The 17524-nt window shown below is 30.3% G+C and carries 18 protein-coding genes; 2 read left to right on the forward strand and 16 right to left on the reverse strand.

The genetic code is table 11. The features are described 5' to 3' along the window. Nucleotides 1–18: 18 nt before the first annotated feature. The 8 genes from carA to KQI18_RS10945 form a co-directional block, all read right to left on the reverse strand. Nucleotides 19–1065, reverse strand: a complete 1047-nt coding sequence (gene carA, locus KQI18_RS10910) for a glutamine-hydrolyzing carbamoyl-phosphate synthase small subunit (RefSeq protein WP_216467908.1) — start codon at nucleotides 1063–1065, stop codon at nucleotides 19–21. An 11-nt stretch (nucleotides 1066–1076) separates the two neighbouring features. Continuing rightward, complete coding sequence (gene pyrF / locus KQI18_RS10915) at nucleotides 1077–1793, reverse strand: orotidine-5'-phosphate decarboxylase (RefSeq protein ID WP_216467909.1); 717 nt, start codon at nucleotides 1791–1793, stop codon at nucleotides 1077–1079. Nucleotides 1794–2335: 542 nt separating this feature from the next. Beyond that, nucleotides 2336–3283: a lipoate--protein ligase gene (locus tag KQI18_RS10920; protein ID WP_216467910.1), complete on the reverse strand. Its 948-nt coding sequence runs from the start codon at nucleotides 3281–3283 to the stop codon at nucleotides 2336–2338. Then, nucleotides 3276–4973, reverse strand: a complete 1698-nt coding sequence (gene lpdA, locus KQI18_RS10925) for a dihydrolipoyl dehydrogenase (protein WP_216467911.1) — start codon at nucleotides 4971–4973, stop codon at nucleotides 3276–3278. Before lpdA ends, KQI18_RS10920 begins: the two co-directional genes overlap by 8 nt. 63 nt (nucleotides 4974–5036) lie before the next feature. Further along, entirely contained in the window at nucleotides 5037–5390 is a 354-nt protein-coding gene (locus tag KQI18_RS10930) for a carboxymuconolactone decarboxylase family protein (RefSeq protein ID WP_216467912.1), read from the reverse strand. Nucleotides 5391–5514: 124 nt separating this feature from the next. Further along, nucleotides 5515–5946, reverse strand: coding sequence for a MarR family winged helix-turn-helix transcriptional regulator (locus KQI18_RS10935; protein ID WP_236887741.1), 432 nt, complete (start codon nucleotides 5944–5946; stop codon nucleotides 5515–5517). A gap of 227 nt (nucleotides 5947–6173) precedes the next feature. Continuing rightward, the gene (locus tag KQI18_RS10940; protein ID WP_216467913.1) at nucleotides 6174–6803 is read right to left on the reverse strand and encodes a GyrI-like domain-containing protein; all 630 of its coding nucleotides are present in this window, start codon (nucleotides 6801–6803) and stop codon (nucleotides 6174–6176) included. Between the two features lie 190 nt (nucleotides 6804–6993). Next, complete coding sequence (locus tag KQI18_RS10945) at nucleotides 6994–7842, reverse strand: nitroreductase family protein (RefSeq protein WP_216467914.1); 849 nt, start codon at nucleotides 7840–7842, stop codon at nucleotides 6994–6996. Nucleotides 7843–8030: 188 nt separating this feature from the next. On the opposite strand from KQI18_RS10945, the gene KQI18_RS10950 reads away from it, so the two are divergent. Beyond that, nucleotides 8031–9260, forward strand: coding sequence for an aminopeptidase (locus tag KQI18_RS10950; RefSeq protein ID WP_216467915.1), 1230 nt, complete (start codon nucleotides 8031–8033; stop codon nucleotides 9258–9260). Between the two features lie 189 nt (nucleotides 9261–9449). On the opposite strand, the gene rarD is transcribed toward KQI18_RS10950, so the two are convergent. The 4 genes from rarD to KQI18_RS10970 form a co-directional block, all read right to left on the reverse strand. Further along, nucleotides 9450–10364 carry an EamA family transporter RarD gene (gene rarD / locus KQI18_RS10955; protein ID WP_216467916.1) on the reverse strand — a complete coding sequence of 305 codons (915 nt, stop codon included), beginning with the start codon at nucleotides 10362–10364 and terminating at the stop codon, nucleotides 9450–9452. A gap of 83 nt (nucleotides 10365–10447) precedes the next feature. Then, nucleotides 10448–12841, reverse strand: coding sequence for a homocysteine S-methyltransferase family protein (locus tag KQI18_RS10960; RefSeq protein ID WP_236887742.1), 2394 nt, complete (start codon nucleotides 12839–12841; stop codon nucleotides 10448–10450). Next, a complete protein-coding gene (locus KQI18_RS10965; protein ID WP_216467918.1) occupies nucleotides 12804–13547 on the reverse strand; it encodes a vitamin B12 dependent-methionine synthase activation domain-containing protein in 744 nt (247 codons plus the stop codon). Before KQI18_RS10965 ends, KQI18_RS10960 begins: the two co-directional genes overlap by 38 nt. A gap of 177 nt (nucleotides 13548–13724) precedes the next feature. Further along, the gene (locus tag KQI18_RS10970; RefSeq protein ID WP_330647841.1) at nucleotides 13725–14384 is read right to left on the reverse strand and encodes an HAD family hydrolase; all 660 of its coding nucleotides are present in this window, start codon (nucleotides 14382–14384) and stop codon (nucleotides 13725–13727) included. Between the two features lie 299 nt (nucleotides 14385–14683). Between KQI18_RS10970 and KQI18_RS10975 the strand changes: the two genes are divergently transcribed. After that, complete coding sequence (locus KQI18_RS10975; RefSeq protein ID WP_216467919.1) at nucleotides 14684–15406, forward strand: LytR/AlgR family response regulator transcription factor; 723 nt, start codon at nucleotides 14684–14686, stop codon at nucleotides 15404–15406. Between the two features lie 167 nt (nucleotides 15407–15573). On the opposite strand, the gene KQI18_RS10980 is transcribed toward KQI18_RS10975, so the two are convergent. From KQI18_RS10980 to KQI18_RS10990, 4 genes are all read right to left on the reverse strand, one after another. After that, entirely contained in the window at nucleotides 15574–15762 is a 189-nt protein-coding gene (locus KQI18_RS10980) for a ferredoxin (protein WP_216467920.1), read from the reverse strand. A gap of 450 nt (nucleotides 15763–16212) precedes the next feature. Then, nucleotides 16213–16689 carry an SAM-dependent methyltransferase gene (locus KQI18_RS10985; RefSeq protein WP_216467921.1) on the reverse strand — a complete coding sequence of 159 codons (477 nt, stop codon included), beginning with the start codon at nucleotides 16687–16689 and terminating at the stop codon, nucleotides 16213–16215. Nucleotides 16690–16821: 132 nt separating this feature from the next. After that, a complete protein-coding gene (locus tag KQI18_RS14470) occupies nucleotides 16822–17016 on the reverse strand; it encodes a hypothetical protein (protein ID WP_330654405.1) in 195 nt (64 codons plus the stop codon). A 22-nt stretch (nucleotides 17017–17038) separates the two neighbouring features. Beyond that, nucleotides 17039–17521, reverse strand: a complete 483-nt coding sequence (locus tag KQI18_RS10990) for a MerR family transcriptional regulator (protein ID WP_330654407.1) — start codon at nucleotides 17519–17521, stop codon at nucleotides 17039–17041. Nucleotides 17522–17524 lie beyond the last annotated feature (3 nt).

Raw genomic sequence — 17524 nt, forward strand, 5'->3', positions numbered from 1 at the left:
ACTTTTATCTGAATTCTATTATATAAGGTCTAAAAACTTGTCAAATATATAGTCGTTGTCTTTAGGCCCTGGGCAAGCTTCTGGATGATACTGCACACTGTATATCGGAAGTTCTTCATGTCTCATTCCTTCAACAGTATTGTCATTTAAATTTATCTGAGTTACTTTCACTTGTTTAGGGACATCTGAAACATAGTAACCATGGTTTTGAGAAGTTATAAATACTTTACCTTCCTCTAAATCCTTAACTGGATGGTTACCACCTCTATGTCCAAACTTAAGTTTAGATGTCTTCCCACCAAGAGCAAGTGCTAGTAGTTGATGCCCTAAGCATATTCCAGCAATTGGTTTTTTGCCTATTAAATCTTTTATATTGTCTATTACGCTTACTAAATCTTCAGGATCTCCAGGCCCGTTTGATAAAAATATTAAATCTGGATCTAAATCTAGCACTTCTTTAGCAGTTGTTGAAGCTGGAAGTACTGTGATATCACAATCACGTCTTTTAAATGATCTAATAATATTTTTCTTTACCCCATAGTCCATTATTGCAACTTTTTTTCCGTTTCCCTTTATATACTCTACTTCTTTTCTAGTAACGGTATTCACTGCTTCTGTATTTGAAAACTGCTCTAATTTGTGCTCAACATCTTCTAGTTCATTATGTTCAAGCGTTATTATACCCTTCATACTTCCGTTTTTTCTTAATATTTTTGTTAGTGCTCTGGTATCTATACCTTCAAGCCCTATTACTTTATTTTGTTTTAAATATGTCTCTATATCCATCTCACATCTAAAATTATTTGGGAAATCACATTTTTCCCTAACTATAAATCCCTTAACATGAACTCCCGATGACTCAACTGAATCTAAATTTATTCCATAATTACCTATAAGCGGATAAGTCATAGTCACTATTTGTCCGTAGTAAGAAGGATCTGTTAAAACTTCACCATACCCTGTCATTGAAGTATTAAATACTACCTCTCCTACGCTATCTTTTAAGTACCCAAATGCTTTACCTTCAAATACTGTACCATCTTGTAAAATTAATTTTCCCTTCATGTTACTACCTCCTAAGCATTTTCAATTTCTCTTACTATGTTAATAGCTGATTCTCTTGGGTTTTCTGACTTCGTTATAGGTCTTCCTACCACCAAATAATGAGCTCCTCTTCTTATTGCATCTGCTGGAGTAACAACTCTCTTTTGATCCCCTACTTCAGCTGCCTTTGGTCTTATTCCCGGGCAAACTGTTATAAAATCTTCTCCACAAGCTTCTACAATCTTATCTACTTCTTGTGCAGAGCATACTACACCATCAATTCCAGCTTCTTTAGCTAACTTCGCTCTCTTAATAACTAATTCCTCTGTTCCTAAGTTACATCCTATATCTTTTAAATCTTGGTCACTAAGTGAAGTAAGAACCGTCACTCCGACTATTATCGGTCTTTCTATATTTAATCTTTCAGCTTCTTCACTTGCAGCTTTAGCACACTGTCTCATGCCCTCTATGTCAGATACATGAATTGTCATCATCCAAACTTCATCTCTTACCCCTGATCTAATAGCACTTTGCATAGTGTTAGGTATGTCGTGAAACTTAAGGTCCAAGAATATTTTTTTATTTTTTTCTTTTAAATAGTCTACAACTTTTCCTCTAGTAGACAGATATTGCTCAAGGCCTACTTTAAATATATCTACACTGCCATCTAAATTATCAATCATTTTCTTAGCTTTATCTAAGTCGTCGGTGTCAATTGCAACAATAAGTTTTTCTTTACCATTTACCATTTCATTCCTCCTAAACTATAAAGCCTAATCCTCATATTAAAAAATCCTTCTACCAAAGAGGTAGAAGGATTCATCTGCACGCTAAATTCCACATAAGTGTGGTATGAGATATCTTTCCCAGTCTCTCTGGACTAGTTTAAAAGACTTTATGTATTTATTTTTATTATCAATAGTAGTTAATCAACTTTTCTCCTCAGCCTCTCTGGACCAAAAAAATTATTGATTTAATTATAATAGTTTAATTCCTATATCGATATTTAATATTTTATTTTATCTTCTAATTATTAAACCACTTATTGCTCTTTCTGTCAATAAATCTTTTAATTTTTTATCGTTAAACTCAGCGATTACATTTTATTTTAAACTATTATAAATTATAAATTTAAATTAATGTAACAATTTAATTATAATAGGAAATTAAACTAGTTAAAAGATAGGTATATGATAAAATAGGCTATTTTCAATTAATAGCCTATTTTTTATATTTTAGTATTCTATTATTAATATTTTCACATTTATATACAGCGACCAATTAAATAGGATCAAATTTTAAGTCTCTTTGAGATAAGGTCAACTGTTTTTTCATGATCAAATTTTGTATTTAGTATTATATTTTTAACACTTTGGGGTAAATCAACATCCAAAGCATCTGTATACACGTTTGCCTCAACTATTATTCCATCTTTCACTAAAAGATCAATGTCTACTCCGCCCCACGTAAATCGTTTTGAAATTTGATAATTAAATTCAGGTGAAGATCCGAAATTCCATTCCCAGCTTTTGTAAGTATCCATAAGTTTGTTTATATCACCTAATCTTATATGATCATCTTCAATAACTTTTTCGTCAACCATAAAAACCGATGCTTTATTGCCCAATGATGAGAATGTATTTATTAAATCTGTTTTTAAACTCTCAGTTGAAATATCTCTATTGAGTTTATTTATATTAATTACTCTAGATTTTACTGATTCAATTCCCTTGGATTTTAGCTTATTTTCAGAAACAGTTAATATACAACCCAATTTTTCTATATCAACATCAACTAATAAAGTACCATGGTGACACAGTATATCGTCTTCAACGAAAAATGCATTTCCTGAGATCTTATTGCCATCAACTAGAATATCATTTTTACCACTGAATTCAGCTTTAATTTCTTTTGAAGCTAGTGCTTCAATAATAATGTTTGTATTCTCTTTTAATTTGCCCTCATAATAAGCTGAAATAAAAGTAAAGTTTAGATTCCCTTTATCATGAAAAACAGCTCCTCCTCCAGAAAGTCTTCTTACTAGCTTTCCTTCTTGGAGATTTAGTTCTTTTATATTACATTCCTTCCAAGGATTCTGGTTCCTACCTATAACTACAGTATTTTGATTCTGCCACAAAAATAAAATCTCATCTTTGTGTGAATGATACTTAACAAGGTACTCTTCAAAAGCTAAATTAAAATATGGATTATAACTATTTGAAATATATATTTTATGCAAAATGAATTGCCTCCCCAGTTATACCTAAGATAGCTTCATTGATAGACTCTGCTGTAGTCGGATGAGCAAAGACAGTCTTGTTTAGAGTTCTGTAGTCAGTCTTATTTTCAATAAAATGTGTAAAATTTGAAATTAAATCTGTAGCACCAGGGCCAATCACAGCAGCACCTAAGATAGTGTGATCTTTTTCACAATAAAGAACTTTTACAAACCCTTTACCTTCACCCTGGCTTAATGCCTTGCCGTTTGCAGCAAATGGAAACTTACTTATTTTATAAGGAATTTCTCCCCTCTTAGCTTCTTTCTCACTAATCCCTACTACACCAATTTCTGGAGATAAAAATACTGCACTCGGAATAGCTGTATAATCCATAACACTTGTTTTGCCCATACAATTTTCTGCCGCAACAATTCCTTGATGGCTGGCCACGTGAGCAAGTTGTATTTTATTTGTAATATCTCCAATTGCATAGATAGACGGATTTGTAGTAACCATACTACTATTTACTTCAATTCCATTCTTCTTCTCATTTAACTCTACATCAAGTTCATCTAAATCAATGGAAGATATATTAGGTTTTCTCCCAACTGACATTAAAACAGTATCACTAATCACAAAATGCTTTTTATCATTTTTTGAAAAAGCTATTACTGTTTGATCATCTTCAGACATAAATATTTCTTCTACCTTCGAATTTGTGCAAATTTTAATTCCACGTTGATTGCATTCATCTACAATTATATCTATTATATCGTCATCAAGACTGGATAAAATGTTATCCATATATTCTACTACCGTTACTTTACAACCAAACGAATTAAAAATAAATGCAAATTCCATTCCTATAACTCCACCACCAATAACAGTAAGTGTCTTAGGTATACTTTTAAGCTCTAAAATCTCTTCATTTGTTAAAACTGATTGTAAATCTGCACCTGGAACGTTTAATTTCGCCGGAGATGCACCTGCCGCTATAATTATATTTTTAGCTTTAATAGTAGCGTCTATTTTGTTGTTATTAACAGTGATAATATCTTTTGATACCTTTGCTTCACCCTCGATATACTTTATCTGCCAGTGCTCTAAAAGATGTTTTATTCCACCAGTTAAGTTTGATACTACTTCATTTTTTCTTTCTACAATTTTTTCTAGCTGTATATCTATCTGATCAGTTTTAATTCCAAATTCAGAGCACTTTTTCATTTCATCATAAAGGTGTGAACTTTTGACAAAACTTTTTGTAGGGATACAACCATAATTTAAACATGTTCCACCAAGCTTGTCCTTTTCAATTAATACAACACTAGCTCCTAATTGAGCTGCACGAATTGCTGAAACATATCCACCAGGTCCTCCACCAATGATTGCAACATCACAATCTATGTCTTCTTTCTTAGGTTTTGCAAAACCAAAGTTATATTTAGCATTAGATTGTATAGGCTCCTTTTTAACCTTTTCCCCTTCTATTTCCGCTATAGCTTCACCAATTTTGATATTCTGACCTTCCTCTATCAAAATGTTTAGTATCGTTCCTTCATATTGTGATTTTACAAGAAAGTTTCCTTTAGCAGATTCAGCGTTAAAAAGTCCATCACCCTCTTGTATATTTTGACCTTGCTCTATTAAAATCTTGCCAACTTTTGCACTTTTATCCTCGCCGGATAATTTATTTAGTATAATATTTGTCATATCATTCTCCTTAAAAAAGAGGTTAGATTAGATACCCTCTGCTTCGATTTAAATATATTTTATTTATTTGAAATCGTTTTCAAATTCGTTAATGCAGTCCTTTAATATAGTTACTGAATATGCCATAGAAGGTCCTCCACCGAAAGCCACTGAAACCATCGCTGCTTCTATAATTTCTTCTTTAGTAGCTCCTGCTTCAAACGCTTTGTAAGAATGGTAAACTATACAGTATTCACATCTATTGTAACAAGCGATTCCAACACTAATTAGTTCTTTTGTTTTAAGATTCATCGCGTTTGGTTCATACGCAGAACCTAATAATCCCATAAATGCTCCAACCATCTGCTCGTTTGTTTCACCAAGAGCTCCAATCCCACCTACAAAATCATTTAGCATCTCTCTAACATTTTTCGCCATTTCATTACCTCCTAATATTTTTTTATATTTAAATTACTTTAATTAAAAATACTTGCTATACTAATTATTAGTATAGCAAGTATTTTTTTTAAAGTCAATAAAAAAAGAAATGATATAATTATTATCATTTCTTAATATTAATGGACATTTTGTCTAAAACTTTATAAAAAGTTAGTAGTTCTTCATTTGTTATTCCCTCTAATAGTAAATCACTAAAATATTTTCCTTCAGGCAATAATGCCTCAATCTGATTTCTACCATTGTTAGTTAGTTCAAGAAATTTCACACGTTCATCTTTTGGATTCTCAACCCGTTTAATTAATCCATCTCTCTCCATCCTGTCTACTAGTCTAGCAACAGATGAATCTTTAATGTTCATCAAAGAAGCCAACTCCTTTTGACTTATAGGTTTGTTTTCTTCATTTAAAAAATATAAAGCAATCCATTGTATTCTAGTTGATCCTTTAGCTTCTAAGCGTCTATTGAAATCTTCTGAAACAAACTTCATTGTTGTATTAGTTATAAATCCAATACATTCAGACAGATTAAATTTCATTATTATCATTCCTTCCGTATACATCATTTTGATGAGTTTCTTAATTAGTTATCATTTAGATTTACATTATAAACTTTATAAAGTTTTATAAATACAGCTTTATAGTGGATTCTATATATTATATAATACATTACTGTGAAATTTATATGTAGATATTTTAGATATATTATTCAATTAATAATCATCGACAATCTAATTACGTATTCATTTAATTACTTTATTTAAATTTAATCTGCCTCTGTAACACTAATTCGTAAAACAGTTTTCATTTTTAAAGGATCAGCCTTACGCGGATCAGATAAATATATTTCTCTATGCTGAGTTTTATTTCTAATGAGTTTATTATCCTTTATAAAATCATTCATCTTCCTAAAACTAGCCGGTTCATCATCATAGGATCCAATATGCATAAGTTGCACAGATAAACCGTCTTCAATAACATCATAACTAATTTCATCTAACAAAGGAGATGGTTTTTTCTTTTTTGTAAATTCAAGAGCCATTTTAAATACATCATCAGTTACAAACTCGGGTTGACGAATCATAATCGTATAAATTAAATCATCCTTATTTATAGAACTCAGATCTTCGGGTTTGATATCCAGGTCCCATAAACCCTCCAAAGGAAAAACAGTGTAATCAAAGTACCCCTCCGGAGTAACACCTCTTTTTGGCATCATCTTAATTGAATAAGCTAAAGAATAAAGCGCACCAACTTTATCTGCAAATGGTTTGTCATTTGGATTTCCTTTTCCATCTATAGTGATAAATTTCTGATTTGGAATAAATATAAGTTCTGGCTTAGTTTTTGGTATATATATTTCTTTTTCTTTTTTTCTCCACTCATGTTTTTGCATTGAATCCCCTCCCAAATAAATTTAATTAAGATTAACATAAATAATCTGACATAAGCTGTCTAGTTTAAATCAATTTATTTTGTTGTTTACACCGAAATATAACAGGTGCTAACTAATTAAACTAAATAGTTAACACCTGTTATATTTCTATAATACTTATTTTTTACCTTTCAAATTTTCATATTATTGTTTATACAGATTCAACATTAGAATTGGCATTAGGGTTTTTAACACTTATAAAATACTCCTTACCTCTTCTATCTTTATGTTCAGATTTACAATATACTACTTTTACTCCATTATTTTTGCAAGCTATATCGAAATGTCTTAAAGCAACTCCCATGCTAATTTTTGACATTTCCAAATGATGCTTTTGTTTTTTTTCGTACAAGTGCAATATTTCTTCGTCTTTATAAAAAACCCATGGTTGGCAGTTGTTTATAGATGGTGCTCTTCTTGTCATGTCTAGAATTGTGTCCCAATCATCAGTACCTTTAAAACCTTTAGTGATATCCTTTACAGATTTTCTATCTGGTTTTGAATCTCTTCTCCGAAATAATTCTTCTCCTTTAGCAGGGTAACCAAATGCTATTATTACATATGGTGTTTCATCAATTTCTTCCACTTCTTCAAAGAAATCTATTTGAGAATCATCGCTTTCATTTTGCTCTTCGTCATTAAGTATATCTTCCATATCTTCTTTATCTAAATTACTTTCTATGTAGCATGTCCCTATTCCTAAAGATGTGAGCTGAAGAACAACACTTTCAATAGCAAAGCCTATATTTTGTAAATAATCTTCTCCTTTATCAGATGTCACGACTATATAGTGAGGAGCTTTGACCTTACATTCTTTTCCCATCAGAAAATGAATTACATGGCCTCTATCTACGACATTAGCTTTTATATTTAAATCCTCATTGAGGTATGTTATATTCTTACACATTCTTTTGATATCTTCTATCATAGGTTGTTTAACTTTTTTTATAGAATACTTTTCTACAGTTTTTCTATAAAAAATCGCTTCATATAACTCCACCCAGATCCCTCCTAATTAAATCTTACATACTCTATTCTATAATAATTAGACATAATAATCACGATTCTTTTACATTTTTTTCAAAGTTTTTTATAAATAACCTAATACGGGTATAAAAACATATAATATGTTCCAAAATTTAACTAGTGGTATAATATATATAGATTACTTTTATAGGAGGTAAACAAATGGATTTACAAAGAAATTTACAGAAATACGCAGAACTATCAATAAAAGTCGGAGTTAATATACAACCGGATCAAGACTTACTTATTAGATCACCTATAGAATGTGCAGAGTTTGTAAGGCTAGCTGTAAAAGAAGCTTACAAATGTGGTGCAAAGAATGTACACGTTGAATGGTCAGATGAGCAAACTTCACTTATTAAATACCTAAATGCTCCAGATGAAGTATTCAACGAATTTCCTAAATGGGTAGCAGATCAGTATACAGATATAGCAAAGCGTGGTGGAGCGTTCTTGTCTATATACGCTCAAGATCCAGATCTACTTAAAGATGTAGATCCACAGAGGGTGGCAAACTTCCAAAAAGCATCCGGTGAAGCCCTAAAAGAATGGCGTTCATACACACTTACTGATAAATGTAAATGGAGTATTGTTGCTATTCCAACAGTGCCATGGGCTAAAAAAGTATTCCCAGATGTAAGTGAATCTGAAGCTATGAACAAAATGTGGGAAGCTATCTTTGAGTGCACGAGAGTTGAAGGTCAAGATACTATCAAAGCATGGGAAGAACACAATAAAAACCTTAAAACTAGAATGGACTTCTTAAACGACAAGAACTTTAAAAAATTAGAATATAAATCATCTAAAACAGAATTTACAGTAGAACTTCCAGACAATCATATTTGGTTGAGTGGTGCATCTAAAGACCCTAATGGAATAGACTTCAATCCAAACATACCTACTGAAGAGATTTTTGGTATGCCTCACAAACACAAAGTAAATGGCATAGTTTACAGCACAAAACCACTAGTATACGGTGGTAATGTAATAGATAACTTCTCAATAACTTTTAAAGAAGGTAAGATAGTAGATTTTACTGCTGAAAAAGGTCTTGAGACACTTACTAAACTAATAGAGACTGATGAAGGTTCTCATTATCTTGGAGAGGTTGCTTTAGTCCCTTACGATTCACCTATATCAAACAGCAATATAGTATTCTTCAACACTCTTTATGACGAAAATGCATCTTGCCACTTAGCAATAGGTTCAGCTTACAAAACATGTATTAAAGGTGGAGATAGCATAAAAGAAGAGGATTCAGATAAATATGGAATTAATGAAAGTATTACTCATGTAGATTTCATGATTGGATCTTCTGATTTAGATATAGTTGGAACAACTGAAAGCGGAGAAATAATACAAATATTCAAAGATGGTAACTGGGCATTCTAAGTTTAATGATTAAAATTTATTTAACTTTGTACTGAGAGTCAATTTTATTAATAAAAAAACGGGTTTATTTTAACCCGTTTTTTATTTCACTTATTAAATTATTTAATTTATTATATATAGTTATTAATGATAACATCTATTTTGCATTATAATTTTATTATTCCTCTTGATACTATTTAGCTTAAAAAATTAATTCTGAACCACACTCTCAGATTCTTCTTCAACAATCGTGACTTTCTTAGTCAAATTTCCTGAAATAAATATTCCAATACCTACCCATATGCATATAAATCCTGATAATTGTGCCACAGTAAACACCTCTTTAAACAGAAATACCGCAGAAATAAGCATTAATGTCGGACTTACATACTGTATAAATCCCAATGCAATATAAGACAATTTTTTCGCAGCTATAGAGAACAGTAATAGCGGAATAACTGTTACAATTCCTGTACCTATAAGAGTTGATTTTATACCTAAATCAAAACTTAAAAATCCGGCTGATGAATAAAGTGCTAAATAAGCAAGTGCAAAAGGAGCTAGTATAAACGTCTCCATAAACAAACTTGTAGAAGAAGAAATGTCTACTTTCTTCTTAGTTAAACCATACAAGCTGAAAGTAACAGCTAGCAGTACTGCAGTCCACGGGAATTTTCCTGTATTTATTGCTAATATGATAACACCAACAGCAGCAAATATACATGCTAAAATCGATGTTTTTGTAATCTTTTCTTTTAATATAACCACTGCGACAAGTACATTTACTAACGGATTTATATAGTATCCTAAGCTGGCATCTATGACATTGCCATTAGAAACTGAAGTTATAAACAATAACCAGTTCATGGATATAAAAAATGCTCCTAGCGACATGTATGTTAGTTTTGTTTTATTATGAAGTATATCTTTTATCTCTGATGTTGTCTCTTTCATTTTTCTTAGTGCTACAAGAGCTAAAAATATAAATATACTAGAAAATAATATTCTATATGCCAATACTTCTTTTGAATCTATATGTTGCAGAATCTTCCAATAAAAAGGAAGTATACCCCAAGCTATATATGCAATAAAGCCATATAGGTAGCTTTTATTATCCTTATTCATAACACTACCTCACTCTTAAATAATGAATTTTATATTGTTCTAACTAACTTCTACAATTTAACATAAACATTTCGAACATTTATCTATAAATTCTTCTTAGCTATTTCTACTGCTGACTTTGCATCTTTTGAATAAAAATCTGCTCCTATTTCTTTTGCATAGTTTTCTGTCAAAACAGCTCCGCCTACAAAAACTTTTGTATCTAAATTATTTTTTCTTAAATACGATATAGTATCTTCCATACTTTGTACTGTTGTAGTCATAAGGGCACTTAAACCTATTAATTTTACTTCCTGCTCAGTTGCTACTCTTACAACCTCTTCAATAGGTACATCTTTTCCTAAGTCAATAACATCATATCCGTAGTTTTCAAGCATTATCTTAACTATATTTTTTCCTATATCGTGTATATCACCTTTAACAGTTGCTACTATTATCTTTCCTTTAGAAACTGTTTCTGTACTCTTTTCCAGTGAAATAGACTTTATCACACTTAAGGAATTTTTAACTGCCTCGGCAGATTGTATTAGTTGAGGCAAAAACATTTCTCCAGAATCAAACTTTTTACCTACTTTGTCTAAAGCCGGTATAAGTATATTATCTATTATGTAATCTCCGCTGTTATTTTCAAGTAATCTTAATGTTTCTCTTTCTGCTTCATCTTTAAGACCTCTTTCAACTATTGTGTCCAGTGATATATTTGAAGTCGTATTATTAGAAGATTTAGGAGTATCAATACTTATATTGCTGTATTTGTCTATATAGTCAACACTGCCCTTGTCTATGTTATATAAAACTCTAAATGAATCTATAGCTTCCATCATACTAGATGCATTAGGATTTATTATTGCTAAATCCAAACCTGATCCTAGTGCCAGTGTTAAAAATGCAGTATTCATAGCTATTCTATTTGGTAGCCCAAAGGAAATATTCGATACACCTAAAATAGTTTTAGCTCCAAGTTTTTTAACCTCTGTTAGAGCTTTTAAAGTCTCCACTGCTTCTTCTTGTTGCGCAGATACAGTTAAAGATAGGCAATCTATGAATATATCGTCTCTCTTTATTCCATATTCTTCGGCCCTTTTTATAATTTTTTTTGCTATTTTGATTCTTCCCTCTACAGAATTAGGTATTCCATTTTCATCTAGAGCAAGACCTACAATTCCAGCCCCATACTTCTTAACAATAGGTAAAATACTATCGAGTGATTCATCTTTTCCATTTACTGAGTTTACAATTGCTCTACCATTATAATATCTAAGCCCAGCTTCCAATACCTCAGGATTAGAAGAATCTATTAAAAGTGGTATATCAGTAACTGATTGTATCTCTTTTATAAATTTTATCATAACTTTTTTTTCATCAATTCCAGGAAGACCTACATTTATATCTAGTATCTGCGCTCCAGATCTAGCTTGCTCAAGCGCTAAATTAATTGCATACTCCGCACTTTCCTTTTTTATAGATTCTTGGAGCAATTTTTTACCTGTAGGATTTATTCTTTCCCCAACAACTATAGGTGAACTGATCTCTAGATTTTGTGAATACGAACAAACTCTACTCTTATACTTATTATTTAACACTACTTTTTTAAGTGAAGTCAAATTATTAGAAATTTCTTTTATAAAGTCTGGGTTTGTCCCACAACATCCGCCTACTATACTTACCCCCATATCTACAAACTTTCTAACTCCGCCTAAAAACTCTTCTGGTGTTACATCGTAAACAGTAACTCCATCTACGACTTTTGGAAGCCCTGCATTTGCTTGTACCATAACTGGTCTCGATGCAAGTTTTGTGATCTTATCAACAATAGGTATCAGTTGTTTCGGACCTAATGAACAGTTTACACCTATCGCATCTACACCTAACCCTTCAACAGTAACTACCATACTTTCTGGAAGACATCCTGTAAAACTTCTTCCACTCTCATCAAATGTCATTGTGCAAAATACTGGAAGGTTTGTATTTTCCTTTGCAGCTAGAACAGCAGCTCTTACTTCTCCCAAATCCATCATTGTCTCAATTACAATTAAATCTGCACCAGATTTTTCCCCCTGTACCATTTGTCTCTTAAATATCTCATAAGCTGTATCAAAACTAAGCGTTCCCATAGGCTCTAGCATTTCACCAATTGGTCCTACATCTAATGCAACATATCTAGGTTTTTTTTCTTCCTCTTGTATTCTATTTATTGCTTTCTTTGCTACACTAATTGCATTGTCTATTATCATCTCCACAGTATATTCACCAGTCAATTTTAATTCATTGCAACCAAATGTATTTGTTAATATAACATTGGATCCAGATTCCAGATAGCTATAATGTATATCTGAAAGTTTATCTGGATTTTGATATCCGAATATTTCAGGATTCTCCCCCAATTTTAATCCTTTCTGTTGAAGCATCGTCCCCATAGCACCATCAAACAATAGTATATTACTCTCTATGTACTCTAATATTTGCACAGCCCCCATCCTCTCTTCTATAGATACAATTATCTTTATTATTGCAATTATTGCAAGACTTCTTTATATCATTATTACTATATTTTAATGCGCTTACCCCCATTATTGCAACAACTGATTTTCTAGGTATCATAATTCCACTGTCTGTTATTGTAAGTCCAATATTTTTTTGAGCGTTTAAAACATCTAAAATACCAATATTATTTTCTATCCCCAAATCCCCATAACCTGGACTGTATCTCATAGTTGTAGTTTGTCTTTTTTCACTCAATCCTTTATTTATGGATTCTTGCACACTATCACAAATTTCCTCTATAGCAGTTGTAGCGCACGAATCAATTATTATACTTTTTGTAAGGTCTGAGTAAGAAAATCTTCTTGTCAACCTTTCTATCTCAACACCTAATGTAGCAGCCATAATAAAAGCCCTATTACAGTCCTTTAATAATTCATATATATCTTCACTTGTATAAACTAAATTCGTATTTTCAAACTTTATTGTTCCTTTTTTACTACTGTCTATTTTGTAAGAAGAATATATGAATCTAGGATTAATTGTACTTAAAGTGTTTATGATACAATCATCTATAGTATTTTTTAAATCATCATCTATATCTTGATCTTTGTACTGTAAATATCTTAATACTTCATTTTTATCAATATCTATCTTAGCAATTATATCATTACTAGTAAATTCATTAAAAACATTATCCATATTTAATCTCCCTTTTAGTTTTACAAAATTAGTTCAGCATCATCAAAAAACAATTTATTTCCCAAGAAATATTTAATATATCTTTCTAAACGACAAAGATACTATCACTATTATATATTTCTTGGGAAATAACGTAGAAAAAAATATGTAAAAGTATAAAATCAACTGTCCTAAGATTTAATCAACCAATATTTTCTCTAATTTTTCAACACTTTCAGCAATATAATTAGGTTCAGATTCTTGTATTTCTTTTAAATCTCCATAACCATATAATACTCCCAAAGAACTTATTCCTATTTTATTTGCACTGACTATATCGTATTTCCTATCACCAACCATTACTATATTATTTTTATCAACATCTTTATATTTATTCAATACAAACCTTATAACTTCTTCTTTATCAGATCTAGTTCCATCAAGATTACTACCAATTATATTGTCGAAATACTTATGAATGTTAAAATTATTTAAAATTTTTTCCGCAAAAATCGTCGGTTTCGACGTCGCTAACGATATCTTTTTTCCACTATTATATAATTTTTTGATTATACTCTCAATTCCTGGGTATATTTTATTTTCATATAAGCCTTTTTCTTTAAAATACTCTCTAAATTTATCAACGGCTTGAATTACTTTTTCGTCATCAAATCCGTAGTCTATTTTGAATGTATCGTGAAGTGGAGGGCCTATAAATTTAACTAGATTTGATCTGTCCTCCTCTATTCCAAAGCTTTCTAGAGAGTACTGAATAGATTTAGTGATCCCTTCTTTAGGATCGGTTAAAGTTCCATCTAAATCAAATAAAATTACTTCAAAATTTTTTTTGATGATAATCTCCTCCTTTTAAATAAATATTATAAGTATATAGCACTTAATTTTATTTTTTACAATATTGTTATTAAATTTTCTAAAAATTGTGTTAATCTTGTATTATACACTATATTTTTACTAAATTCTATATGAATGTAGCCACAGATAGTTTTAATGTTGTGAAATGATGTTTTTTGTCGTGAATACTTCCATTCAATATAAAAGTATTATATAATTTATATACAATATAGGATATTTCTAATAGTATACAAAATACATATTAATAGTAATTATTAATTAAATTAGAAAGGATTTGTAGAGATATGTTAGAAGTTTTTTTATGCGATGATACTGAAAGTATTATTGAAAAATATAAAAATATCTTATTAAATATTTCTAAAGAAAAGGATATCAAGATAAATATTACTACTTTTAGTAGCGCAGAGCATCTTTTGTTCGATTTGGAAGGTAAAGATTGTTATGCAGATATAATTTTTTTAGATATCTTAATGGGAAAAATGAATGGGATAGAGCTTGCCAAAATTTTACGTTCTAGAGGTTGCAAATCCGAGATTATATTTTTAACTACAAGTGTTGAGTATGTCTTTGAGTCTTTTGACGCACTTCCTTTTAACTACATCATTAAGGATAAAGTGACACCAAAAAAGTTCGAAGAGGTATTCTTAAAAGCAGCTTCCACTGTAGACAGAAAAAAGACTGATATGTTTGTATGTGAGTCTGGATCAGTAGTTAAAAAGATTCCACTTAATGATATTTTATTCTTTGAAGTAAGAAATCGTATTACTACTGTATATTACGGTGAATCTTCTTTTAATTTTTATTCCTCAATGGATAAGATAGAGGTTTCTTTAGCCAAAAAACATTTTATAAGAACACATAGATCATATTTGGTAAATCTTAGAAATGTAGATAAAATCGAAAAAAATAATATAATTATAACGAATGGCATTTCTGTGCCACTTAGCTTATCAAATTCTAAGAATGTAAAATCTACTTTTTCAAAATACCTAACTGAATCTATCTAGACATATAACAAACAGATTAAACGGCATCCATTTCATCAGTTTTATTTATTGTTATTTCTTCAGGTAATTTTACTATAATAATATATTTTTTTTCAAAAAGTTAAAAAGTCACATGAACATATTCGTTCGATGTGACTTAGTTTTTAATTAAATCTAAACTATAATTATTATTTAACAGTTATAGCTGAAACTGGACATCCCTCTTCAGCATCTTTAGCACATTCTTCAAATTCAGCTGGAATTTCCCCTTCTATCGCTTGAGAATGACCTTCATCGCTCATGCTAAATACATCTGGACATGTTCCTATACATGCTCCACAAGCTATACATACATCTGGATCTACTACTGCTTTCATAATTAATACCTCCATAATTTTCATATTTACCTTTATTATACCTGATCTTCCTCAATTTAAACAATTATTTTTTTACAAAGTTAAATTTTAATATATTAAATAATATATAATAAAATTTAAACTAATATACAAAATTTATATATCAATTTAATTAAAAAAATGAATTTATATATTTTAGTTTAAAATAATAAGACTGTATAATCAAAGAAGGATATCTAAAACATTAAAACTCGCCCTAGATATCCTTCTTTTTACTTTTCCAGTTTAAATTTTGCTTGCCTAATTATAACTTTCTAATATACCCTGTGTTTCTCCTTCTTTTTTTGTTGTTTATTCGAAAAATTTTATCTTTATCTTCTTTGAATCTATCATTATTTTCGATCTTGTTTTCCATACTGAGTTTTTAGGACAATTAATACAAACTTTTCATAAGAAACATCTAACTTTAATCTAAAAATTAAATTCACTGTCCCAATCAAATCTCTCTGAACTCTCAACGCATTTTGGCCAATGATCACACCATTTTGGTACTTTAGGATTTTCAATACGATCTACACTCGGAGTATACGGCTTTATATCCAGAATATCACTTCCATTAAAAGCATCGATATATGACGTTTCTATGAGTCCTTTTTCGTAGTCAATAGATATTATATCAACTATTGAAAGTGCAATTGGATTTGGCCTAACTGGAGATCTCATTGCAAATGTACCTAAAATTTCAGGAGACATCTTATATGGTTTATTTGCTGTTAGTATACTTCTAAATTGTGGCGTATCAAATTTACTAAACCACCAAAGTATGTCTAAATGACCAAACCCTTCTAAACCTCTCAATGCTGGTGAGTATTTTGAGTCTAATTTTATAAAAAATCTCTCTCCATTAATTTTCACATTTCCTATAGACTCTACATAAAAATTATTCATACTAACTACCTCCTTATATTTTGTTACTTTATAATAATCCCTCACACAATGTTAGAGTCAATAACAATATTAATTTTTCAAGTATTATTTTAAGGAATGATATTAACGATTAATTAACTCAAATATTAAGTATTATAATCTTTTGACTGGTATTTGTATTTCTGTGAGGTATTTATCTATATCCATTTCATTATGAGGTCCTTTATGACATATTTGTCTACTCTTCCCCAACATTTTATACTCTTCATTTCGAGAAAGCCAATAAGCAAATGATTGAAATGCAGGGGCGATGTTTTCATAAGCACCGTAAACCATACTACATGCCATTAGATCAATAGCCTCAGTTTCTCTATATATAAATCTCTCTTAATACAAAATCGTACATCTTTTTCCAAAGTAATCCCTCACAAAAATAATTAGGAATAACTTCTCTAAGAGAAAGAATACTATAGCTTGGAATTTGTTTAAATACTATATTGTAATTTACATGAAGGTTGTTATTTAATATATTATCAACAGCTCTATCTATTCTATTAACTCGTCCATGCTCTTCTATTATATGTATTTGTATATCTTGCTTTTTTTGATTTAATTTATCGATAATGTATGTTTGGTCCCAATTATCTAAAGCATATTTTATTTCATCAATATTGAATTTCATATCCCTAAGTAAAATCACCTTCTGTAATTTAGGAATTTGATCTACAGAATACATTCGATATCCAGTAGATTCATCAACTTTTAATGGTTTAAATACATCCATTTCATCATAGTATCTCAACATTCTAATGGAAACTTGAGTTAACTTCGAGAACTCTCCTATTTTAAACATATT

This window comes from Metaclostridioides mangenotii (assembly GCF_018917235.1).
Lineage (GTDB): Bacteria > Bacillota > Clostridia > Peptostreptococcales > Peptostreptococcaceae > Metaclostridioides.